A 21,811-nucleotide genomic window follows, 5' to 3' on the forward strand; every position below is an offset into this window, starting at 1 on the left:
CCGTCAGCTTCCACTTCCAGCCCCGGGGGATCGTTGACCATTCAGGATGCGCCGCGCACGCATGACAGGCGTCTGCTGATCTTCGTTCTGTGCAGCCTGCTCTCGGTGAACGTCGGCATCTGGGCCGTCTACCACCTGCTCCACCACGGCAGTCCCGAAAACATCAAGGGCGACCTCATCTCTTTCGCCCACATCGGCCAGTGGACCGACTCCTGGGAGCCGATGCTCCGCTCCCTCGACTACTTCAAGGCTCACCCCAACGAGCCGCTTTACTTCGCCAGGCTCTACGACACCCTCATCTACCCGCTCCCATCGCTCTTCCCCCTCGTCTTCCTCCGCAGGCTAGGCCTCGGCGAGACCGCCGTCCTCCGCGTCCTCGCCATCTGCTCCTGGGCCGCCGTCTGGCTCGTCGGGATGGTCTCGCTCGCCCTGGCGAAGATGCTCCTCGCCCGCAAAGGCGCAAAGCTTTCCGCCAGCTCCATAGCCGCCGTCATGCTGGCCTGCCTCGGCTTTTACCCTTTGCTAAAGGGATACGCCGTCGGCAACGCCCAGACCTTCCTCACCTTAGGCTTCGCGGCCCTTATCTTCGCCTGGTCCGCCGGCTGGGAGAAGACCTCCGGAGTCCTCGTCGCCGGCCTCACAATGGTGAAGCCCCAGTACGTCCTCCTCCTAGTTTGGCTGGCCCTCCGCCGTAAGTGGAGCGCCCTGGCAAGCGGCCTCCTCTTCGCCGCGATCATGTTCACCATCTCCATCGCCGTCTTCGGCCTGCAGAACAACCTCGACTACATCAACGTCCTCGCCAGTCTCAGCCACAAGGCCCAATCGCACTTCGGCAACCAGTCCATGTTCGGCACGCTCAACCGCATGGTCTTCAACGGCGAAAACCTCGAGTACCACCCCTTCGTCTACTCCCCCTACATCCCCTGGATCTATTACACGACGGTCGCCACCTCCCTCATCCTCGTCGCCTCCGCCCTGTTCTTCCCCTGGGGCGGCCTCAAGGGCTCCACCGCCGACCTAGCCGCCATGGGCATCATCTCCGTCGCAGCCTCGCCCATGGCGTGGGAGCACCACTACGGCATCGTCTTCCCGATCTTCGCCTGGGTCTGGTTCTCTTACGGCTGTTGGCAGGACCGCAAGCCCTGGCTGCTCGCCCTCTCCTTCTTCCTCTGCGGAAACTTCCTCAGCCCCTTCAACCTCCTCTGGGACACACCCGTCCTCAACATCCTGCAGTCGTACATGTACATGGGAGCCCTTCTTCTCGTCTTTCTGCTCATGCGCCTGAGCCGCACCCATCCCGGCACACCATCGCCCGTCATTTAGTCATCTGAAACCCTGAGGTCTTTCATGCTGCGTTCCTTCTTCATCGCGCTTTCGACCAACAAATCCATGCGCGCCTTCTCCGAGCGCTCCACCATCGGCCGAACCATGTCGAGCCGCTTCGTCGCCGGCATGTCCGTCGAAGAAGCCTTGAGCGCCTGCGAGCAGCTCAACCGCGAAGGCATCGCCGCCTCCCTCGATTCGCTCGGCGAGAGCGTAGCCACCGAGGCCGAAGCCCAGAAGAGCGCCGCCATCTACTTCCAGCTACTCGACGCCATCGAGTCCCGCAAGCTCAACGCCAACGTCAGCGTGAAGCTCACCCAGATGGGCATGGACTTCGACCCCGCCCTCGCCGAACGCATCGTCGCCGGTATGGTCGAGCGCGCCGACCGCGCCAACTCCTTCGTCCGCATCGACATGGAAGGCTCCGGCTTCACCGAGGCCACCGTCGCCATGACCGAGCGCCTCAATGCCCGCTGGCCCGGCCGCGTCGGCACCGTCCTCCAGGCCTATCTCTTCCGCACCGAGTCCGACGCCGAACGCCTCATCGCAAAGGGCATTCGCATCCGCCTCTGCAAAGGCGCCTACAAGGAGCCGCCCGAGATCGCCTTTCCCGAAAAGTCCGACGTCGACAAGAACTACGTCAAGCTCATGGAGCGGATGGTCACCTCGCCCGTCTTCTGCGGCATCGCCACCCACGACGAGGCCATCATCAACGCTCTCCGCCGCTTCGTCTCCGCCCACAACGTGCCGAAGTCAGCCTTCGAGTTCCAGATGCTCTACGGCATTCGTCGCGACCTGCAGCGGAAACTCGTCGCCGAGGGCTTCGGTGTCCGCGTCTACATTCCGTTCGGCACCGAGTGGTACCCCTACTTCATGCGCCGTCTTGCCGAGCGCCCCGCGAACGTCCTCTTCCTCGCCAAAAACTTCTTCAAGAGCTAGGGCACGTCTGATCTAGGCATAAAAAATCCCACCCAGGCTCTGGAGACGCCCGGGTGGGGAAGTGGATTCGAGATCGTTATCGCGCGACCAGCTTCGTCAGATCGTTGAAGATCACAAACGCCGCGAAGCAAAGCAGCCCAACGAAAGCCACTTGGTAGATCCTCTCCTTGGCCACCTGGTTGATGTCACGCCGGAACAGGCTCTCAATGGCAAGGAAAAGAATCATGCCGCCGTCGAGGATCGGGATTGGCAGCAGATTGAAAATGCCAAGGTTGATCGAGATCCCCGCCATCAGTTCAATCAGGCGGCTCCAGCCCGGCGTCTGAAATGCCTCGTGAACCTGCTGCCCAATGCCGATCGGCCCGCTAAGCTGCTTCACCGACACGTGGTGCGTAAACATGCCCTTCAGCACATCGCGGATCAGCAGGGAGTTTTTGGTGAAGAAGTTCCATGACTCGCCAAGTGCGCGCCCGAACGGAAGCTTCTCGATCACCACCGGAGGCTGCGTAATGCTGATGCCGATCCGATAGGCCTTCAGCCCCTGGACCTCGGTCATCTCGGGCGTAAGCGTCTTCTGGATCGTCTGCCCATCGCGCACGATGCTCAACTCGGCCGGTTTTCCTGCCTGGTCCTGCAGGTAGTCCAGCAGCGAAGCGAGCGAGTGAAGACTCACCCCATCGACCGCCGCGATAATATCCTTCGACTGCAGCCCGGCACGCTGTGCGGGCGTACCCGCCGTTACCTCGTTGATCTGAACCGGCGCATTCTGAATCCGTGGATCCAGCCCAAGCGTATCGAGCGTAAAGCGCTCGGCGGGTTCCTTCGAGTCGATGGTGATCGTCTTGTCGAGGCGCTGCCCGTCATGCAGGTACGAGAAGGGAACCGTCTGGTTCAGGTTCAGCAGCGAACGCAGCCCGATGTCTTCCCAGGTCGGCTTCTCGACGGTATCGAACCGGACAATCGTGTCTCCGGCCTGGATCCCCGTCTTCGCCGCAGGTGTGCTCGCCGAGATGTAATCGACGATCGCCGGTCCTTCCAGATAAAGCGGCCGCTCGTAGTGAGCCATGTACAGCCCCGTCATAATGACGAGCGCGAGGATGAAGTTGGCGAACGGACCGGCCAGCGCGACCAGGATTCTCTGCCAGCGCGGATGCGCATTGAACTCGCCCGGATCGCCCGAAGGCTCCTCACCCGGGGTGTCGCCCGACATCTTCACATAGCCGCCCAGCGGAAGAAGCGAGAGACGGTAGTCCGTATCGCCCCGGCGAAAGCCGAAAAGGCGCTTGCCAAAGCCGATTGAAAACGTCTCGACCCGGATGCCGCACAGCTTCGCGACCGCGAAGTGGCCGAACTCGTGGACCAGAACCATGATGCCGAGGACGATGAGCAACTCGACGACGGCGGATGCGGAGAGATGGGAGAGCAGGGACAAAAGCTTACCTCGTTGACCTAGGAGACGATAGCACCGCCCGCGACGACCTGGCGGGCGGTGGCTCGGGCCCGCTGATCGGCCTCGAGCACCTGTTGGATAGACGATGGAGCTACGGCAACGGTTTTCGCCAGCACAGCTTCAATCGTACGGGGAATCCCAAGAAATGGAATGCGACCTTCGAGGAACGCAGCCACCGCGATCTCGTCGGCGGCATTCAGCGCAATGCAGGCACTTGGACCCGCCTCGGCAGCCTCGTACGCCAGTCGCAGGCAGGGGAATCGGTCAAAGTCCGGCGGAGAGAAGTCTAGCTGATTCAAGGACTTGAGGTCAAACGTAAGATCAGAAACCGGCCGCTCCGGATAAGCCAGCGCGTAGAGAATCGGCAGCCGCATATCCGTTACCGAAATCTGGGCCAGGATCGACCCGTCCACGAACTCGACCAGAGAATGCACCGTCGACTGCGGATGAACCGTAACCCGCACCTTCGCCGGAGGCAGATCGAACAGGCGGCAGGCCTCGATCACCTCGAAGCCCTTGTTCATCATCGTGGCCGAGTCGATCGTGATCCTCTGCCCCATCGTCCACGTCGGATGCTTGAGCGCCTGCGCCGGCGTAATCCGCGCGAAGTCTGCCGCCGGGGTATTGCGAAACGGTCCGCCGGACGCCGTGAGCCAGATCTGCTTCACCTCTGCAGGCGTTCCACCGCGCATCGCCTGGTGAATGGCGTTGTGCTCGGAGTCGATCGGCAGAAGCGCCACCCGGTTCGCCCGCGCTGCGGCAATGATCAGGTCGCCCGCGGCAACGAGGCATTCTTTGTTGGCCAGCCCGATCGTCTTTCCTGCGCAGATCGCCGCGTACGTCGCCTCCAGCCCCGCCACGCCGACAATGGCCGACACAACGAAGTTCACGTCCGGATGCGTCGCGACCCTCGTCGCCCCCGCCGACCCGTGCAGCACCTCGATATCGTAGATATCCGCCTGGTGCAGAAGCTTCAGCAGGGCATTGGCGCACTTCTCCGTCGCCATCGAAATGATCTTCGGACACCACTGGATGCACTGCTCGAGCGCGACATCGACGTTGGTTCCAGCCGCCAGCGTGACGACCTTATAGCGATCCGGATAGCTCTCGCAGATCGAGAGCGTGCTGTGGCCGATCGAGCCGGTTGAGCCGAGGATCGCGAGCTTCTTGATGGGAACGTGAATGGACAAAACTAAAAGCCGCCTAACTTGAAGGTGTCTTTGATGAGCAGAGCGTACCAGAGCACGGGTGCGCCCAGCAGCAGGGCATCGATACGGTCGAGAATGCCTCCGTGACCCGGAAGCATGGTGCCGGAATCCTTGACCTTGGCCCCACGCTTGATCGCCGATTCCAGCAGATCGCCGACCTGTGCAGCAATATTGATCACGATGGCCAGGACAAGCGACTGCCACACCGGTTCGCTGATGTGAAGAAATGTGCTCCCCCGCGCCGCCAGCCGATCGCTCACCAGAACGACCGCCATCCCGGCAAGCACGGACCCAACCACCGACGCAATCGAACCCTCCCACGTCTTGCCCGGGCTGAGCCGCGGCGCGAGCTTGCGCTTTCCGAAGTTCCGCCCGATATAAAGTGCGGCGATGTCGCCAGCCCACACGCAGACCATCAGGAACAGAAGAAGTGCCGGACCATCCTCCTGCTTCCACAGCAGGGGAATCAAGGTCAACGGAAATCCTACGTAAAGCAGTCCAAAGAGCCCCTGCGCCGTATCCGGAAGCACATGGTCGAGCGGCGCGCGGAACCCATTCCAGGCCAGCAGGCTCAGCGCGAGCGCACTCAACAGGGGAAGCTGCGCGTCCAATGGCCAGTTCGGAACAATGGGAAGAAAAAGGCAAGCCGTCCCAACGATCATCCACACGAGAGGGATATCCGCCCCGCCCGCTTTGGCAAGCTGAATGTACTCATACGCGGCAAGCTCGGCAACGAGAGCGGCGAACAGGGTAATCATCCAAAGCTGACCGAAGAAGATGAGTCCAAAGACGGCAGCGATGAGGACGACGGCGGTTAGAATTCGTTGCATAGGCCGTCTCTAAGGATACAGGCTCAGCCCGTTCGCCGTGCGCTATGCCGCAGCTTCACGAGGGCGTTACCGGCGAGTCAGTACAGGAGAAGCCTGCCCCGAAAGCTCGGTCGAAATCTCCTCGGCAACCTCGCTGGCAGGCTCAAGTCCGGCAAGATGCTCGTCCGTTCCCTCGCCCAGCCCGCCAAACCGCCGTTCGCGTTGCTGGTACGCCGCGATCGCCTCAAGCAGGTGCAGCCCGCGAAAGTCCGGCCACAGCCTGTCCGTGACGAAGATCTCGGCATACGCAATCTGCCACAGCAGGAAATTCGAAATCCTCTGCTCGCCCGACGTCCGGATCACCAGGTCCGGGTCAGGCATATTCGCCGTATAGAGATGCCCCGTAATATGCTGCTCATCGAGATGCGTCTCCAGCCCATCCACCTGCAGCAGATCCTCGAGCGAGCATCCCCGCTTGTGCGCTTCCGCGATCAGGTTCGTCAGGATCGACCGTGTCGCATCCACGATCTCCGACCGCGCTCCATAGTTCAGCGCCAGCGTCAGCGTCGTACCCGTGTTCCGCGCCGTCTCTTCCGACGCCCACTGCATCGTGTCCCGCACCTCGGCTGGAAGCTCATGCGTCCGCCCGATGTACGCCATCCGGACGTTGTTGTCGTTCATTCGCTTCACGTTGCCGACGAGGTAATTCTTCAGCAGCGTCATCAGGAAACTGACTTCGGACTTCGGCCGGCGCAGGTTGTTCTCAAGCGAAAACGCGTATAGCGTGAGCCACGGCAGGTTGATCCGCGAGGCGGTCTCGACCACAAACTGCACGCTCTCCGCGCCCTGTTTATGTCCCAGAAATCTCTTCAGAAGCCGTTTCCCGGCCCATCGGCCGTTGCCGTCCATGATGATCGCAACGTGCTGCGGCACACGTTCCGGGTCGAGCGTCGCATAGACGCTCTGCTCCTCGGGGGAAAGCTCATGGATCCGGGGCGGCGGCAGGGGAGAACGGTTCGCTGGTGTGGATGCGCGCACAACGACCTCGCAGGCTTAGACGCTAGCACACGGCCTTGCGGTGTGCAATGCAATGGCTTTGGTGTATCGGGGAGGCCATGCAAGGACGCCCCCGGGCAATAGAGTTAGTGTACCGCTCGCCACGGAGAATGACGAGAAGCACATGCCCTATTGGCCCGGGGGGCTCGGTACGTTAAGCGCTGCGGCGATGCCCGGCCGCCAACTCGCGGACGTGGTTCAGGAAGATCGAACGCTGCAGCGTATCGAGCTTCGAGGTGAAGGCCGCGATCTCCGCCAGGAATGGATCGTTCATGAGCACAGCCGCCTCGTCGCGGTGCCGCGTCTTGGCATCGCGGAGAAGCGCGCTCATATCCACCTCGAGAGCCCGCGCCAGGCGGTCGAGCGAGGACAGCGTCGGCATCGCCTTGCCGTTCTCGATCTTCGAGATGTACGTGCGCGGCACGTTCATGCGTGCAGCAAGCTGACGCTGCGAAAGATTACGGACGTGCCGGAGGTCGCGAACTGCGGCGGCGACCTGCAGGCCGTTGTCCGGAACCGGCTGAGCTGGAACAAGAGCGATAGGAGCGGGGGCCGGTTCAGGGGTTTGAACGACGACGCTCTTGTGGCACCGGCGGCACAAGGCATTCGCGGTGCGGAATTGCACCAGGCTGCAGTGGTCACAACGGAGCACCTCCCGCTGTTCGACAGACGCCATCATGGTTGCCATAAGTTGTGTAGTGCGGGTGGACCCAGAGCAAGGAACCACAGCACACGTCCGATAACGGAGCCGTGCGATGTGCCTAGACTGACACTGGGTAACGGAAGAGTCAAGAGGAAACGGGTTGATCTTCCGGCAAAAACCTGAAATAACCGAAAAGGGAATCAAGGTAGTAACTTGTGCCGGAGGGCTTTCATGACAAATGCATTCACCCGCGAACACGCTCGAGACCTTCTCGAGGAGTGGACCGCCTCACCCTCGCTCGTGAAGCACGGCCTCAGTGTGAGCTTTTCGACCGAAGCCTACGGCGTCCGCGAAGCCGCCCGCCTCGGCCTCACCGGCCCCGAAGCCGAAGCCTTCGTCGAAACCTACGCCTGTGCCGGCCTCCTCCACGACTTCGACTACGACCGTCATCCCTCGCTCACCGAGCATCCCTTCGTCGGCGTCGCCTACCTCCGCGAGCACGGCTGGCCCGAGCCCATCCTCCACGCCATCCTCGCCCACGCCGACTACTCCGGAACCCCCCGCGAATCGCACCTCGACAAGGCCCTCTTCGCCTGCGACGAGCTCTCCGGCTTCCTCACCGCCTGCGCCCTCGTCAAGCCGTCGAAGTCCATCCACGACGTCGAGGTCGCCGGCGTCCGAAAGAAAATGAAGGACAAGGCCTTCGCCCGCGCCGTCCTCCGCGAAGACATCACCGCCGGGGCCGAGCTCCTCGCCATCCCCGTCGAAGAGCACATCGGCAACTGTTTAGCCGCGATGCAGGCCCACGCCGAAGAACTGGGCCTCGCCGGAACCCCGTCCACCTAGCCACGCACGCAAAGGCTCTATCATCGACCCAGGAGATTCGCCTTTGCGTGCTCGTCTGTTCCTGCTCGTCTGCCTCTGCCTGACCGTCGCCGGCTGCCACCCATCCACGCCCAGCGCCCCGGCCCTCTCCGCCCAGAAGTCCTTCCCCGTCCGTGGCCGCGTCGTCTCCTCCGACACCGCCACGGGAAAGATCATGCTCGACCATGAAGCCATTCCCGGCTACATGGAAGCCATGACCATGCAGTACAAGCTCGCCGCCCCTAACACCGCCTCCGAGCTCCACCCCAACGACCGCATCACCGCCCAGCTCATCGTCGACGCCACCCGCGGCGACGACCCCTCCGGCTACCGCAACCCGCGCCTCGACCAGGTTGTCGTCGTGGGCCAGGCCCGCCCCGACTACAAGCCCATTGTCCAGTACCACGTCCCCGAGGCCGGCCAGGATATCCCCGACTTCAAGCTCCTCAACCAGAGCGCCAGGACAATCCACCTCGCGCAGTTCAAGGGCAAGGTCGTCCTCATGACCTTTATCTACACCCGCTGCCCACTCGCCGACTTCTGCCCGCGCATGTCCCGCAACTTCGCCGACATCGACCACGCCCTCCAAGCCGACCCCAGGCTCTACGCTGCCACCCATCTCCTCAGCGTCAGCTTCGACCCCACCTACGACACCCCGGCAGTCCTCAGGAGCTACGGCGGAGCCTACACCGGTCGCTACACGAAAGAAGACTTCAACCACTGGGACTTCGCCGCCCCACCAGTCAAGGAACTCCCCGACATGACCCAGTTCTTCGATGTCGGCCTCGCCCCCGGCGACGACCCCAAGGTCCTCACCCACTCCCTCTCCACCATCCTCATCGGCAAGGATGGCAAGGTCCTCGGCTGGTATCCCTCCAACGACTGGAAGGTCGAAGACATGATGACGCAGATCCGCCAGGCCGCCGCCTGAGCCGTGCATTATCCTGATCCAAACAGCGAACGATCGAATTTGTAACCGAGAGAGGCTCTCCCCATGCACAAGCTGACCATCGCCTTTGGCGTTCTGCTCATCATCCTTGGCGTCGGCTGCTATGTCGCGACCGGCAGCGCGCACCCAACCTCGCTCATCCCCGCCAGCTTCGGCATCGTTCTCGCTATCCTTGGCTTCCTGGCCAACAGTGACGAGCCGAAAAAGCGCATGCTCTGGATGCACATTGCCGTTACCGTCGCCCTTCTCGGCTTCCTCGGCACCATCCCAGCCGTCTTCCAGACCATCCAGATCTCCCGCGGCGTCACCTACCCGCACCCCGTCGCTGTTGAAGAGAAAGCAGCCATGTCCCTCCTGTGCCTGCTCTTCGTCGCCTTCTGCGTCCGTTCATTTATCAACGCCCGTCGCGCCCGCCTCGTCTGACCGCCCGCTCATTTCGTCCGTAACAAGTGTCCAAAGGCGTACACTTTGAGTCATATGTCCTTTGGCCCATCGAGCTTCGGTACGGGTATGAAGGCGGTCGACCGGCCGTCACGTGGAGCAGGACGAGCGGCCACGGCGAAACTCACCGCCGAACGCCCCAAGCCCAGCATCAAGAAGATGCTTCCCGAGGTCTGGAAGCTCATCCGGCCGCGCCGCTACCTCCTCGCCGGCAGCTTCCTCCTCATGATCGTCAACCGCGCCAGCGGTCTCGTCCTCCCCGCGTCGACCAAGTACCTCATCGATCGCGTCATGGGCAAGCACGATCTCGGCGTCCTGCCCATCATCGTTGGAGTCGTCGTCGCCGCGACCATCACCCAGGGCATTACCAGCTTCGTCCTCACCCAGCTTCTTTCCAAGGCCGGCCAGCGCCTCATCGCCGAGCTCCGCACCCAGGTCCAGGCCCACATCGGCCGCCTCCCCGTCGCCTTCTACGACGAGAATCGCACCGGAACCCTCGTCGCCCGCATCATGACCGACGTCGAAGGCGTCCGCAACCTCATGGGCACAGGCGTCATCGATTTCTGCGGCGGCGTGCTCACCGCCATCTTTGCCTTCGGCTATCTCGTCCATCTCAGCGTCAAGATGACCGGCCTCACCTTCGTCATCCTCCTCGCCTTCGGCATCATCCTGCAGCGCGCCTTCTCGACCATCCGCCCCATCTTCCGCGAGCGCGCCAAGATCAACGCCGAGGTCACCGGCCGCCTCACCGAGTCGCTCGGCGGCGTCCGCGTCGTCAAGGGCTATCACGCCGAAGAGGCCGAGTCGCGCGTCTTCGCCGCCGGAGCCAACCGCCTCCTCGCCAACGTCATCTCGTCCCTCACCGCGCAGTCCATGATGTCGCTCGCCTCGACCGCCGTACTCGGCGTCGTCGGCGCGCTCATCATGTACCTCGGCGCGCACCAGGTCGTCGCAGGCCAGCTCACCACCGGCGGCTATGTCACCTACGTCATGTTCCTCGCGTTCATGATCGCGCCCATCGCCCAGCTCGTCTCCATCGGCACCCAACTCACCGAGGCCCTCGCCGGCCTCGACCGCACCACCGAGATCCTCAGCGAGCGCGAAGAGGACTCCGAGCCCACCCGCAGCAAGGTCCTCGACACCATCGTCGGCGACATCGAGTTCCAGGACGTCCGCTTCGCCTACGAAGAGGATAAGGAAGTCCTCCACGGCATCAGCTTCGCCTCCCGCCCCGGCACCGTCACTGCCCTCGTCGGCTCCTCCGGCTCCGGCAAATCGACCATTATTTCCCTCATCTGCGGCTTCCACGTCGCCACTGGCGGACGCATCCTCGTCGACGGGGATGACCTCGCCTCCATCCGCCTCTCCAGCTACCGCGAGCAGCTAGGCGTCGTCCTCCAGGAGACATTCCTCTTCGACGGCACCGTCCGCGAGAACGTCCAGTTCAGCCGTCCGAACGCGACAGAAGAGCAGGTGATGGAAGCCTGCCGCATCGCCCGCGTCGACGAGTTCGCCGCCCGCTTCCCCGAGGGCTACGACACCATCGTCGGCGAACGCGGCGTCAAGCTCTCCGGAGGCCAGCGCCAGCGCATCTCGATCGCCCGCGCCATCCTCGCCGACCCGCGCATCCTCATCCTCGACGAAGCCACAAGCTCCCTCGATTCAGAGTCGGAGGCCATGATCCAGTCTGGCCTACAGCACCTCATGGCGGGCCGAACCACCTTCGTCATCGCCCACCGCCTCTCGACGATTCGCCGCGCCAACCAGATCCTGGTCATCGAGCAGGGCGTTATCCTCGAACGCGGAACCCACGAAGAGCTCTACGCCCTCCACGGCCGCTACTACGACCTCTACACCCGCCAGCACGGCCTCGAAGCCAACCTATTCCTGGCCCCCGGCGAAGGCGACAAGATCGCAGAGCTGGAACCCTCCAAGGCCTGACCGCCTTTCCGCCGTCTTCGCATTTGCTGTCGTCGCCGTTGCCGTTGCCGTTGCAGTTGCAGTTGCAGTTGCCATTGCTCTTGCCGTTGCGTTTGCAGTTGCCCCTCTGGTTGTCATTCCCGAAGGGAATCTGCGTTTGCAGTTGCAGTTGCAGTTGCAGTTGCAGTTGCAGTTGCAGTTGCCGTTGCGTTTGCCGTTGCCGTTGCACTTGCCGTTGTCGTTCTGGTTGTCATTCCCGAAGGGAATCTGCGTCTTCCTTTGCCGTTGTTCGTTCCAGTCCTCAACCCAAACCAAATCGCCCCTTAGAAAATCCTGTCAAGCCCCCAACCCCCTAACTCCCACATAGCAAAGAGAAAAATCGGTGTCCTTTTAGTTTCGGTCGATGCTCTACAATGAATGGAGAAGGAAAAACAAAGTGCCGCCCAGATCTCGGGCGGCACTTTTCGTTCCTGAGTTCTTTGATATCTGATATTTAGCCGTAACCCTTTTGTTTAGAGGAATTTGCAAGGATCATCGTGCCGTATCTCGCTCAATCCAAAAGACTTGGACGCGGGCAATGGGGAGGGGGGTACCCCGGCTTTGCCCATAAATTGGGCTCAAGTCCGTCTTTTTTGTGCAGATCCGGTTTATGCCCAAAAAGAACAATAGGGGGTACCTTGATACGGAGAGAAACTTTCAGTCAGTCATCGACTGTGGTCCATTGTGGACACAGTAACAGGGCAGTGCTGTTTCTGGCTGTGACGATTGGATGTCTAGGGATTCAGGGGTGTTCGCCTACTGCAATGATGATGACGTCGGATGGAGGGGCAAATGCATACTTTCGTCTTCTTGGAAGTTCGAGCGCTCTGTCCTCGTATTCGGGAAGGACGTGGGCAACTTTTAGACCTTCGATCAAAGCTCGCGCCGCTCTCTTTGTGCGGTCGTTAGCATCGGACATGACATACACTCCGGTCCTAATACCTTTAGGAACCGGTGGCCCAGGGGATGCGCTACTCCCCGGATCGTCGATGCAACTTTCGATCCATTTGGGGTCCGTGAGGACTAAAGCAGCAGATATTGATAACGCCATGAAACCGACTGCATGTGTTGGATCTTCTTCTTGGTCAAGAGCCCGAAGACAGAATCGTTGGTTTGGAAACTCCGCCGCTACTGCCTTCAACTTGTCTATGCCAACCCTATTTGCCATAAGGGATTTTGATCCCATCTCAAGCATCGCTACTTCTAGCTCAGTGGGCCTTCGGGAATCCTTTTCGGCCAAATTCAGTGCATTCTTGGCGCGCGCGGCGACCTTATCGACTGTTTCCCCTAAGGTCTTGGCCTTTGCGATTGCATCGGTCGATAACGACGTCGCTTGCCCGGCTTGTGCAAGGGCGGTTCCGGAATCAGTAACAGCTTTAGTTGCTTTGGTTTCTGCATCTTTGGTCAATTCGTTTAGTGATACGATCTTTCTCTCAGAAAGGGTATCGTTTCTTTCGCCATACGGATATGCCGCCAACTCGCAGAGTACAGCGATGACGAAACATGCGATTCCAATTTCAGCCCATTTCCTCTCTTTGTTTTTGTCTTTAGACCAATGGGACAAGGCATCAAAGAACGCAAGCAACACAAAAAAGATAACCGAAGCCAAAGATAGGCCACTATGGATACGCCGAACGTCGTCAAGCGAGTTCCAGAATGGCATCCAACTTGCGAAATACGCGATGATAATCATCGGGCTCCCAGCCGCGTGCGTGATGCGGATTCTTAGACACAGGAAAAAATGGGCAAAGGTGTAGGCTTCAAAGTATAGGGGCTTTATGGCGAAATCATCTAAGCTAACGGACGAAGAAAAGCAAAACGGTAAAAGAAAAGTCCTGATCCCCTCTCGGGAGATTCAGGACTTGATGGACCCTATCATGTATCAGATTCACGGTTTTTTTGAAGTGGCATCTCCGGCTTCGGCCCACAATCAAGCCGCCAAAGAGCCACCTGTTCTCAAGCCGCCCAGAAAATGGGCTCTAACTCTAGTTCGTAAATGGAATGAACAAGGCAGCAGAGGTTGTGGCAGAGCACTTTGCACAACACCTCGTTCATCTGGGCGGTGGGTGTCTTTGACCGGACAGATGCCCCAAACTTCGCTTTAATCATTGAGAACGTGGATTCGACGTTCGAGCGCTTGTGGTACTTGGCTAGAAATTCAGGGCGGCTGAATTCGTAGTAGTGCCACATCTTCCTCCAGAGTTCGGATCCCTTTCCGGTCGCATTGCTCTTGAACGGAATGTACGGAACGGCCCCGACCGAGACGATCTTCTCAAGATTGGTTCTGCCGATGTACCCCTTATCAGCGGACACCTCTTGAACACTGAAGTTCTTAATGGTCGCGTCGAGGAGAGGAGCAAGAACTGGGTAGTCGTTGGCTTCAGGGCCGGTGACCTCAACGCTGGAGACGATGTTGGTCTTCACGCCGATGATTAGGTGGGCTTTTACCCAGTAGCGGTCAACATGGAGCCTGCCGTACTTCGCGTCGAACCAGCGGGCGTATGTGGACGTCGAAAAGCCAGAACTGTCGACGGCGAAGTCAGTCTCAACAGCCTTGAGCGGTGTGGCGCTCTCTTCAATCAGCGCTTTCAGGATCGGAGTAATCGCGGCGTTGTCGAGGGCGTTGAAGACGGAGTTGTAATGCGGGGCATTTGCGACGAGTCCCCTTGCTTCGCAGTCGCGGAGATCGCTGCTGGTACGACGCCCGGACATCGTGCAGTAGACCTTGGTCACCGCGCAGAAGATCATGTCTGAAAGCGGTAGGCGAGGACGACCGCGACCCTGAGGCGGCTGAGAAATCCCGTCGCAGAGGCCGCGGAGCAACTCGAATACGCGATCTTTCTCGTTGGATTGAGCTGCGTTGTACGCTGGCCAGTTCTGTTTATACGTTGGTTTTGCCGTCTTGCCTTCAGCGACGATCCCTTCAGGGAGGGTCTCGCGCTGCTTGATGAACTCGGCTGCAAAGATGTGCTTGCACTTCACTTTCTGCATCTCGTGGTCGGCGCAGGTGCAGGTCGAGCCATCTTTGTTCAGTTCAACGTTGTAGGAATGTCCCTTGCCGCTTTGACTTGGGATAATCCAGACTTTGCCCTTTCGGCGAATCTTAGTAGTAGCGGCGAGTTCCAGCCCGCGCTGTCTTCTGGGATCCATGGGGATTCTCCGATTGCGGTAGGACGGAGTACCCAGTAACATAAGGATAGGGTTCAATGTGTGGGTCACTCCGCTCGTTGAATTAGGCCCCGCCGACGGTTCCAGCCGAGAGCGGGGCGCTGTTTTGGTAAGTGTAGGGGGGACGCCCCTATGGCGGTTCGACGGTAATCTTCACCGTCAAACTCTTGCGGCTGTAGCTGATCTCAATCGTTATGCGCATGCAAGTAGTCCTCCTTCTGCTCTAAGCCGGGTGTTCCTAAGGCACCCGGTAATGAGCGTACTTAACCCCAAACTTACTTCTTTTTTGCGCCGGCTGGCGGCGGCAAAACTCTCGAAACTGACCGTTCGAAAGACTGATTTGCAGCGTGTTCTGCCGATGTATCTGAAGGACGAATCCGTCGCGTCTGTGGGAATATCTCTTTCGCGTGTAGCCGTTCAAAACTGCTTTCGGCACCAGGCGAAAGGGCCACCTCCTTATCAGTCGCTGGAGGCGGTGTCATCCGGAAAATCCATTGGTATACAGAATCATCTTTGTCATCAACCGCTTTCCTCGCCTCTCCCCCAGCAACTAGCCTCCGCAGCACCGAATGTATAGAGGCTAGGGGATTAACCCTCTCCTGGAGGGGTAATCCGCGACGCACTAATTCATCTCGGACCTCCGTGGCCTGAAGGCCTTTCATTCCCGCCTCACGCAGAACACTCCGGATGGTGTCGGTGAAGCCTTCTCTTCCGAGCGCAGCGGAAGCACTTTCCAGCAATTCTCCGGTCTCTCCCGGGTCAACCATGTTCATTAGGGCACGCATTCCGGTTTTTAGGTGTTCGATCCGCTGATCAAGTAACCGTCTCTGCGCTTCAAGTTCAACAAGTTCCTTCTGAGAATCGAGGAGTGCCCTCACGTAAGAATTCATACATCAACCTCTACAATGATTTATACATTATGTCTAAAAATAAGGCAAGAAAATCGACAAAGGATAATTAGAAATCCCCTGCAGGCGACGAGTGGCCTGGAAACAAAGAGGGGCTGACAATGATCACTTCTGAGTCTCGACGAAATATTTCGGTACTATCCCTTTGGCAAACCCAGAGCGAATTGAGTTGAGCGTTCGCGCGCACGGAACAAGGGCGAACGCTTGTTCGCGCAATGCAATTTGAATGACAGCGCAGTTGGCGTGGAATACACTTTCGCACGTAAATGGTTATGAACGTTTGTTCGTGCTGTCTGCGGCGTAGAAAAGTTGCATCTTTAGTAGTACGCCGTTAGCATTGCGCTTAACGGCGCGTAATGATAGGCCAATCGTTGTTCGGGCTTGATCGTGAGTCCTGAGACTCTCTATTGCGTCTAATAATTAGCTTCTGGAATGGCAACAAACGTGCTTTGGTCGCTTGGTAGGGTGCCAAAGATGAGTGACAACCACAGCCTAGGCAAGCTAGCCAAAGGCGAACATCGTTTTGGAAGAGAGAAATTCGTCATGGAGAACATCGCAGCATCGCTTGTCGGAACCGACATGTGGAATGCGGAGGTATACGGAGGACTCTCCGTCGCATCGCGAATGTCAGCAACGATCAGGCAGGGGCGGAACACGCTCAAAATCAGGTGGGCTTTCATGCGCCTGAATGGCATCATGACTGGATTCCTTGAGCACTTTTATTTGGTGTTAGAGGGGAAAGTCCCAGCCAGTGACACTTCGGCAGCCACCGAAATGCCCTCCGCAGACAGGGTTGAGCGGGCGATGGAGGGACTATGGAACCTTCATCATGCCATTGAGGGGCTGTACGATACCGGCGTCCGAAAGGGTTTCCGGCAGAGGACGTTGCTGCGGGATCAGATGGCCACACTGGAGAAAAACAAGGAACTTTTGGTGGATATGATTCAGTGGCTCAGCCAAATGACGGACTCAGAAGAAATGACCAGAATTAACGAGCTGTTTGATCTGGCCGAGGCAGAGATTGAGCGAGGGGAGACAGTCGCTCTTCCCTAACAGATGCCTCTTCAGGTCGAGTATCACAAATCCGCTGAGAAATACCTCGAAAAGTTGGATCAGCCGCTTCAGAACCGCATCAAAAAGAAAATAGAAGAAATTGCCGCTGAACCAGATAATCCGCGTCTGTCGCTTCCGCTAGCCGCAACGACGAAAAGGGGTTCTCGGGTCGGCAAATACCGTATCTTGCTTCTGGTGAAAGAGCCCCTCCTTTACGTTGTAGAGGTTGACTCGCGTGGGCAAATCTACAGGACCCTTTGAGTAAGGCATCAAGCTAAATATCCCTCAGCAAGGCGGATATGGTCATCTCAAAGCAAGTCGCCAGCGCTTCTAGCGTTCCCAGTCGAGCCTCAACGGCACCGTTTTCCAGTTGCGAGATGTGCGCTCTCCCGATCCCCGACAACTCCGCAAGAAACGCCTGATTCCATCCGCGAGCCTCCCTGAGTTCTTTCAGGCGGCGGCCCAACCGGACGGAAATGGAGATTGCCATCTCCCCAGATTCGTTCTACCGTGGGTTGACGATGTTCGGTAAACCGAACAATCCATCGAGTTCGCGGGAGAGTCAACATGCTGTGCAGAGTGGTGGGGTTTGCGGGTTTGATTTGTCTTACGGGATGCCAAAACCCGGGGATACCGCCGAAAGTATCCGCAGTCCCGAGAGCAGAAAAGAACACCCTTGACATCCGCGAGGCCAACACGCCCAGCCCGGCAGGAAGATTCCAAGCCTTGACGCCGACGTGGGGATTGGCGTTAGACACAAAGACGGGCATTCTTTGCGCTACGTTCGATTCCTATGAAGGAAAACAGCGGAAGCCTAGTGATCGCCTGCAGAATCTACCTGCATGCCTTGACCTCTTCATGGATGAGAGCCGCGCCACATCTGAAGAGCAGGAGACATTACAGATGAATCGGGCCACCGAAGGCGGTGACCGATACTAGGGGCGTGAGCAAAAATAAATATCTTGACAGCTTTCACCCAGTTGATATACTGCCTTAGTCTTTAGTTCCATCCGGGGCCGCCCAGCCAGCGGGGCGAGAGTTCAACCACAGCCCCCTTATTTTCGCCCCGCTGGCTGGGCGGCCCCGGATGGAACAGCGAGCGGTGATAAAGTGGTAGGAGAGACCTAGAAGGAGGAGCAATGGGAAATAAAGACCTTAAGGAATCGCTCGAATCAATGGCTAGCCTAAGGAAGGAACTATCGTCCTCCCCTGAAAAGACTTTGGCCTTCTTAGTTGAAGCCGGGATTGTCACTCCAGAAGGTCAGTTGACTGAGCAATATACCCAGACCGCGTAGTGCATAGCCTCACCGCATCCTTCGTCCTCGGATACCATGGCTGCGACGAAGAGACCGCTGAAAAGCTCCTAAATAGACAGCCTTTTATCGAAAGCAAGAATGCATACGACTGGCTTGGGGCAGGCATATACTTTTGGGAAGCAAATCCTGATCGTGCATTGGTTTGGGCAGAGGGTTTAGCTGCAAAAAAAGCTAAAAATGGACTGATCGTAGCCCCGGCGGTTGTCGGTGCTGCAATCGATCTTGGATTTTGCCTTGATCTGATTACGGCTAACGGTATAACCGCTCTGAAGAAGTCGTATGAAGACCTTGTCTTGGCATTTGCAGATATCGGAGCAGTACCGCCAGTAAATTCGGGCGGAAATGACCTTGGCGCGCGCAATCTGGATTGTGCGGTGATTAACTATCACCACGCAACGCGTAGACGTGAAGGACTCTCCGAGTTCGATTCAGTTCGGGGAGTCTTCACTGAAGGTGACCCGATCTACCCAGGTGCCGGATTCAGGCAGAAGACCCATATCCAAATATGCATCAAAAATCATGCAATGATTAAGGGCGTCTTCAGAGTTCCGAAGGGACACTTTTCGAATCTCTAAAGAGGCTACGTGAGAGCATCGCCCCGATGTTGTGGAAATCCTGCACCCCTACTACTCCGCCGCATGATGCACCCGCAGGCTCAACCTTCCGAACTCAAAGTCGGGGTGTTGCATCGGATGCATGTCGAATAAGCCACTCGTCAACTCGGTCGAACTCTATTCGCTGAAGGCCATATCTTTTTTTGTGCACCGGCGGCATTATTTGGGCATAGGGCAATTCTTGGGCAAAGCCGGGGTACCCCTATCCCTCCACCCCAAGCTCACGCAGCAGAAAGGCATAATCGAACGCGATCTCCTTGAGGTAGTCATACCGCCCCGAAGCCCCGCCGTGACCAGCATCCATGTTGATGTGCAGCAGAAGCGGAGTCTCGTTGCTCTTGAGCGTGCGAAGTTTGGCGACATACTTCGCCGGCTCCCAGTACATCACCTGCGAGTCGTTCAAACTCGTCTTCACCAGCATCGCAGGATATTTGCCGGCAACAAGGTTGTCGTAAGGAGAGTAAGACCGCATATATCCAAACGCCTCAGCCTCGTTCGGATTGCCCCATTCTTCATACTCGGCAACCGTCAGAGGCAGAGAAGCGTCGAGCATCGTGTTCATCACGTCGACGAACGGAACATGGGATAAAACCACGGAAAAGAGCTCTGGCCGAAGGTTTACGACAGCACCCATGAGCAAACCACCCGCGCTCCCGCCTTCAATGGCAACGCGGTCTTTCGCTCCATAACCCTCGCGAACGAGATGTTCGGTCGCCGCGATGAAGTCCGTAAACGTAGTCCTCTTCACCATCATCTTGCCCGCATCGTGCCACGCATCGCCCATCTCGCCGCCACCGCGAATGTGCGCATAGGCCAGCACGATTCCACGGTCGAGCAGAGACAAGCGCGACCCGCTGAAGCCAACCGGAAGCGCATAGCCGTAAGAGCCGTAGCCGTAGACATACAGCGGATTCGTCCCATCCCGCTGAAACGTCTCCCGCTTGTACACAACCGAGATCGGAATCCGAACCCCGTCTTCAGCCGTAACCCAGACTCGCTCGGAAGCATAAAGCTCCCGATCGAATCCGCCCGGAACCTCCTGCTGCTTCAAGAGCAGCGAGGCGCCGGTAGCAACCGTGTACTCATACACAGAAGCAGGTGCCACCAGCGATTGATAGCTGTAACGAAACACGCTGGTAGCAAACTCCGGATTCGCATGCGCTCCAGCCGTGTACGTCGGCTCCGGAAATGCGATCGGCTGAGGAACACCTTTGCTCCCATCCGCGAGAAACGGATAGACCTCGAGCACCGGCAGCCCTTGACGCCGAGTCGAAGTCACAAAGAAGTCCTTGAAAAGATCGAAGTCTTCAAGAGGAACTTCCTTGTCCTCCGGAAGAAATTCAGTCCAGTGTTCCCGATCGGGCGTGGCAACAGGAGCAGTCACAATCCGGAAGTTCTCTCCCGCATCGTTCACGTGGATATAGAACAAACCATCGCGATGATCGACCGAGTACTCCTGGTCATCGACGCGCGGCGCAATCAGCGTGAACTCGCCAAACGGCTCGCTCGCAGGCAGAAAACGCGCCTCGCTGGTCGTGTGGCTTCCCGCTTCCATCAGCAGATAGCGCTCATCCCTCGTCCGCCCAACGCCGAGGTTGAAGCGCTCATCCGGCTCGTGATGCACCTGAACGTCAGTAGCAGTATCCGTAGCAACGATGTGCCGAAACAGCCGATCATGCCGCTTCGTCACCTCGTCCTCCGTCGTATAGAACAGAGTGGCTGAATCCGCCGCCCAGGCAAAAGATCCAACCCGAACCGCCTGGTCCGCCAGATCCTCACCCGTCCGCAGATCGCGGATATGCAGCGTGTATTGCCGAAAGCCCGTGTTGTCCGTCGAGTAAGCCAGCAGGTTGCCATCAGGACTCACCGAGAGCCCACCAAGCGACATGAACGCCTGACCTTCCGCCAGCTTGTTCACATCCAGAAACGTAATCTCAGCCCCGGCGCCATCAAGCGTCCCATCCGGTCCGGCAGCCCGGCGGCAGTGTAGCGAATACTGCAAACCTTCCACAGTCCGCGTGAGGTAAAACCATCCTCCTCGCCGGTAGGGAACCGACTCGTCGGTCTCCTTGATGTGCGAGAGCATCTCGGCATAGAGCTTCGCCTGCATCTCTTTCGTCGAGCCCATCTCCTGTTCGGTGAAAGCATTCTCGAGGTTCAAATACTCAATCGTCTCGGGAGAAGTCTTCTCCCGCAGCCAGCCGTAATCGTCCGGCAGAGTAGTTCCGTGAATCTCAAGTGTCTTCGGCTCGCGGCGCGCGGTCGGCGCCTTCAGGACAGTCTGCATTGCGTCTATCTCCAATGGACAGAATACGCCGCGGCAGGGCGAAGCGCAGGCAACCTCGGTCATGTGCGAGACACCAAACGAACGTGATAGTCTTGCCGCCTGTTCGGCGCACGACAAGGAGTTCCCATGCAGTCGATGTGCGTACCTCGAATACTTTTCGGTGCAGTCCTTGTTCTGAGTCCTGGGCTTGCGCTCGCCCAGAATGACCCGAGCGAAGCCCCGATCCAGCAGTCCCAGCGCGAACAGCAGCAACCCGGAGCCCACGCCAACGCACAGCCGCAACTGCTTCCACAGGACTCCTCCGGAGTTCCCGGAATGACCGGTCAGCAGATGAAGGACAAGATCTTCCTGCGCAAATCGGCCGAGGGCGGAATCGCCGAGGTGAAGTTCGGACAGCTTGCAGCGGAGAAGGCCGGCAGCGAGGATGTCAAGACATTTGGCAGCAGGATGGTGACGGATCACACGCTCCTGAACGACGAGATGAAGCCGATCGCCGACTCGATCGGAGTTCGCCTGCCGAAGACGATGAACAAGATGGATCAGGCGGAATACGAGAAGCTAAGCGCGCTGACCGGGGATGATTTCGACAAGGAATACCTTGCCGACATGGTGAAGGACCACCGCAAAGATCTTCGCGAGTTCCACGAAGAGGCCACTTCGACCAACGATCCGACCCTGAAAGCGGCCGTGGAGAAGGGCGAAGGCATCATTCGGGAGCACACCCACATGGTCATGAAGATTGCCCGTGAGAAGGGCATCGCGGTTCCGCCGCCTGGCAAACCGAACGCGCCAACTCCTTAGAAAAAACTCGAACAGCCTGTGCA

General features: G+C 58.6%; 21 protein-coding genes. 11 read left to right on the forward strand and 10 right to left on the reverse strand.

Annotated features, from left to right (window positions below; translation table 11 throughout):
- The first annotated feature begins 33 nt into the window (after positions 1 to 33).
- Positions 34 to 1,323 carry a glycosyltransferase family 87 protein gene (locus tag GRAN_RS20675; protein WP_128914906.1) on the forward strand — a complete coding sequence of 430 codons (1,290 nt, stop codon included), beginning with the start codon at positions 34 to 36 and terminating at the stop codon, positions 1,321 to 1,323.
- A 24-nt stretch (positions 1,324 to 1,347) separates the two neighbouring features.
- Positions 1,348 to 2,262, forward strand: coding sequence for a proline dehydrogenase family protein (locus GRAN_RS20680; protein ID WP_128914907.1), 915 nt, complete (start codon positions 1,348 to 1,350; stop codon positions 2,260 to 2,262).
- Positions 2,263 to 2,338: 76 nt separating this feature from the next.
- Here GRAN_RS20680 and rseP read toward each other — a convergent pair whose 3' ends face one another.
- The 5 genes from rseP to GRAN_RS20705 form a co-directional block, all read right to left on the reverse strand.
- Positions 2,339 to 3,694: an RIP metalloprotease RseP gene (gene rseP, locus GRAN_RS20685; RefSeq protein WP_277751235.1), complete on the reverse strand. Its 1,356-nt coding sequence runs from the start codon at positions 3,692 to 3,694 to the stop codon at positions 2,339 to 2,341.
- A gap of 17 nt (positions 3,695 to 3,711) precedes the next feature.
- Positions 3,712 to 4,884, reverse strand: a complete 1,173-nt coding sequence (gene dxr, locus GRAN_RS20690) for a 1-deoxy-D-xylulose-5-phosphate reductoisomerase (RefSeq protein ID WP_128915140.1) — start codon at positions 4,882 to 4,884, stop codon at positions 3,712 to 3,714.
- Positions 4,885 to 4,904: 20 nt separating this feature from the next.
- Positions 4,905 to 5,750, reverse strand: a complete 846-nt coding sequence (locus GRAN_RS20695) for a phosphatidate cytidylyltransferase (protein WP_128914908.1) — start codon at positions 5,748 to 5,750, stop codon at positions 4,905 to 4,907.
- A gap of 66 nt (positions 5,751 to 5,816) precedes the next feature.
- Positions 5,817 to 6,767 carry an isoprenyl transferase gene (locus GRAN_RS20700; protein WP_128914909.1) on the reverse strand — a complete coding sequence of 317 codons (951 nt, stop codon included), beginning with the start codon at positions 6,765 to 6,767 and terminating at the stop codon, positions 5,817 to 5,819.
- Between the two features lie 172 nt (positions 6,768 to 6,939).
- Positions 6,940 to 7,410, reverse strand: coding sequence for a helix-turn-helix domain-containing protein (locus tag GRAN_RS20705; protein ID WP_241655046.1), 471 nt, complete (start codon positions 7,408 to 7,410; stop codon positions 6,940 to 6,942).
- Positions 7,411 to 7,659: 249 nt separating this feature from the next.
- On the opposite strand from GRAN_RS20705, the gene GRAN_RS20710 reads away from it, so the two are divergent.
- The 4 genes from GRAN_RS20710 to GRAN_RS20725 all read left to right on the forward strand — a co-directional run bounded on the left by GRAN_RS20710 (position 7,660) and on the right by GRAN_RS20725 (position 11,623).
- The gene (locus GRAN_RS20710; protein WP_128914911.1) at positions 7,660 to 8,274 is read left to right on the forward strand and encodes an HD domain-containing protein; all 615 of its coding nucleotides are present in this window, start codon (positions 7,660 to 7,662) and stop codon (positions 8,272 to 8,274) included.
- 43 nt (positions 8,275 to 8,317) lie between these two features.
- Positions 8,318 to 9,223, forward strand: a complete 906-nt coding sequence (locus GRAN_RS20715; protein ID WP_128914912.1) for an SCO family protein — start codon at positions 8,318 to 8,320, stop codon at positions 9,221 to 9,223.
- A gap of 63 nt (positions 9,224 to 9,286) precedes the next feature.
- Positions 9,287 to 9,664: a TMEM14 family protein gene (locus GRAN_RS20720; RefSeq protein ID WP_128914913.1), complete on the forward strand. Its 378-nt coding sequence runs from the start codon at positions 9,287 to 9,289 to the stop codon at positions 9,662 to 9,664.
- Between the two features lie 54 nt (positions 9,665 to 9,718).
- On the forward strand, positions 9,719 to 11,623 hold the full coding sequence (locus GRAN_RS20725; protein ID WP_128914914.1) for an ABC transporter ATP-binding protein: 1,905 nt from the start codon (positions 9,719 to 9,721) through the stop codon (positions 11,621 to 11,623).
- A 760-nt stretch (positions 11,624 to 12,383) separates the two neighbouring features.
- Here GRAN_RS20725 and GRAN_RS20735 read toward each other — a convergent pair.
- The 3 genes from GRAN_RS20735 to GRAN_RS20745 form a co-directional block, all read right to left on the reverse strand.
- Positions 12,384 to 13,334: a hypothetical protein gene (locus tag GRAN_RS20735; protein ID WP_128914915.1), complete on the reverse strand. Its 951-nt coding sequence runs from the start codon at positions 13,332 to 13,334 to the stop codon at positions 12,384 to 12,386.
- Between the two features lie 263 nt (positions 13,335 to 13,597).
- On the reverse strand, positions 13,598 to 14,791 hold the full coding sequence (locus GRAN_RS20740; protein ID WP_161571078.1) for a transposase: 1,194 nt from the start codon (positions 14,789 to 14,791) through the stop codon (positions 13,598 to 13,600).
- Between the two features lie 293 nt (positions 14,792 to 15,084).
- Positions 15,085 to 15,699 carry a hypothetical protein gene (locus tag GRAN_RS20745; protein WP_128914917.1) on the reverse strand — a complete coding sequence of 205 codons (615 nt, stop codon included), beginning with the start codon at positions 15,697 to 15,699 and terminating at the stop codon, positions 15,085 to 15,087.
- A gap of 450 nt (positions 15,700 to 16,149) precedes the next feature.
- Here GRAN_RS20745 and GRAN_RS20750 point away from each other — a divergent pair, with 450 nt between their 5' ends.
- Positions 16,150 to 16,770 carry a hypothetical protein gene (locus GRAN_RS20750; protein WP_128914918.1) on the forward strand — a complete coding sequence of 207 codons (621 nt, stop codon included), beginning with the start codon at positions 16,150 to 16,152 and terminating at the stop codon, positions 16,768 to 16,770.
- 3 nt (positions 16,771 to 16,773) lie between these two features.
- Complete coding sequence (locus tag GRAN_RS27105) at positions 16,774 to 17,031, forward strand: type II toxin-antitoxin system RelE family toxin (RefSeq protein ID WP_128914919.1); 258 nt, start codon at positions 16,774 to 16,776, stop codon at positions 17,029 to 17,031.
- Positions 17,032 to 17,044: 13 nt separating this feature from the next.
- On the opposite strand, the gene GRAN_RS27110 is transcribed toward GRAN_RS27105, so the two are convergent.
- Complete coding sequence (locus GRAN_RS27110) at positions 17,045 to 17,260, reverse strand: helix-turn-helix domain-containing protein (protein WP_128914920.1); 216 nt, start codon at positions 17,258 to 17,260, stop codon at positions 17,045 to 17,047.
- A gap of 649 nt (positions 17,261 to 17,909) precedes the next feature.
- Between GRAN_RS27110 and GRAN_RS25610 the strand changes: the two genes are divergently transcribed.
- On the forward strand, positions 17,910 to 18,065 hold the full coding sequence (locus GRAN_RS25610; RefSeq protein WP_161571079.1) for a hypothetical protein: 156 nt from the start codon (positions 17,910 to 17,912) through the stop codon (positions 18,063 to 18,065).
- On the forward strand, positions 18,065 to 18,661 hold the full coding sequence (locus GRAN_RS20765) for a hypothetical protein (protein ID WP_128914921.1): 597 nt from the start codon (positions 18,065 to 18,067) through the stop codon (positions 18,659 to 18,661). Before GRAN_RS25610 ends, GRAN_RS20765 begins: the two co-directional genes overlap by 1 nt.
- 241 nt (positions 18,662 to 18,902) lie before the next feature.
- On the opposite strand, the gene GRAN_RS20770 is transcribed toward GRAN_RS20765, so the two are convergent.
- The gene (locus GRAN_RS20770; protein WP_128914922.1) at positions 18,903 to 20,987 is read right to left on the reverse strand and encodes a S9 family peptidase; all 2,085 of its coding nucleotides are present in this window, start codon (positions 20,985 to 20,987) and stop codon (positions 18,903 to 18,905) included.
- Between the two features lie 126 nt (positions 20,988 to 21,113).
- Here GRAN_RS20770 and GRAN_RS20775 point away from each other — a divergent pair, with 126 nt between their 5' ends.
- Complete coding sequence (locus GRAN_RS20775; RefSeq protein WP_128914923.1) at positions 21,114 to 21,788, forward strand: DUF4142 domain-containing protein; 675 nt, start codon at positions 21,114 to 21,116, stop codon at positions 21,786 to 21,788.
- Positions 21,789 to 21,811 lie beyond the last annotated feature (23 nt).

The organism is Granulicella sibirica (genome assembly GCF_004115155.1).
Taxonomy (GTDB): domain Bacteria; phylum Acidobacteriota; class Terriglobia; order Terriglobales; family Acidobacteriaceae; genus Edaphobacter; species Edaphobacter sibiricus.

Excerpts from the sequence above, each read along its gene's own strand:
- GRAN_RS20725 (WP_128914914.1), top strand. The coding sequence starts at position 9,719 with ATGTCCTTTGGCCCATCGAGCTTCGGTACGGGTATGAAGGCGGTCGAC.
- GRAN_RS25610 (WP_161571079.1), top strand. The coding sequence starts at position 17,910 with ATGGGAAATAAAGACCTTAAGGAATCGCTCGAATCAATGGCTAGCCTA.
- GRAN_RS20680 (WP_128914907.1), top strand. The coding sequence starts at position 1,348 with ATGCTGCGTTCCTTCTTCATCGCGCTTTCGACCAACAAATCCATGCGC.
- GRAN_RS20770 (WP_128914922.1), bottom strand. The coding sequence starts at position 20,987 with ATGCAGACTGTCCTGAAGGCGCCGACCGCGCGCCGCGAGCCGAAGACA.
- GRAN_RS20720 (WP_128914913.1), top strand. The coding sequence starts at position 9,287 with ATGCACAAGCTGACCATCGCCTTTGGCGTTCTGCTCATCATCCTTGGC.
- GRAN_RS20750 (WP_128914918.1), top strand. The coding sequence starts at position 16,150 with ATGGCAACAAACGTGCTTTGGTCGCTTGGTAGGGTGCCAAAGATGAGT.
- GRAN_RS20710 (WP_128914911.1), top strand. The coding sequence starts at position 7,660 with ATGACAAATGCATTCACCCGCGAACACGCTCGAGACCTTCTCGAGGAG.
- GRAN_RS27105 (WP_128914919.1), top strand. The coding sequence starts at position 16,774 with ATGCCTCTTCAGGTCGAGTATCACAAATCCGCTGAGAAATACCTCGAA.
- GRAN_RS20740 (WP_161571078.1), bottom strand. The coding sequence starts at position 14,791 with ATGGATCCCAGAAGACAGCGCGGGCTGGAACTCGCCGCTACTACTAAG.
- GRAN_RS27110 (WP_128914920.1), bottom strand. The coding sequence starts at position 17,260 with ATGGCAATCTCCATTTCCGTCCGGTTGGGCCGCCGCCTGAAAGAACTC.
- GRAN_RS20695 (WP_128914908.1), bottom strand. The coding sequence starts at position 5,750 with ATGCAACGAATTCTAACCGCCGTCGTCCTCATCGCTGCCGTCTTTGGA.
- GRAN_RS20735 (WP_128914915.1), bottom strand. The coding sequence starts at position 13,334 with ATGATTATCATCGCGTATTTCGCAAGTTGGATGCCATTCTGGAACTCG.
- GRAN_RS20745 (WP_128914917.1), bottom strand. The coding sequence starts at position 15,699 with ATGAATTCTTACGTGAGGGCACTCCTCGATTCTCAGAAGGAACTTGTT.
- GRAN_RS20775 (WP_128914923.1), top strand. The coding sequence starts at position 21,114 with ATGCAGTCGATGTGCGTACCTCGAATACTTTTCGGTGCAGTCCTTGTT.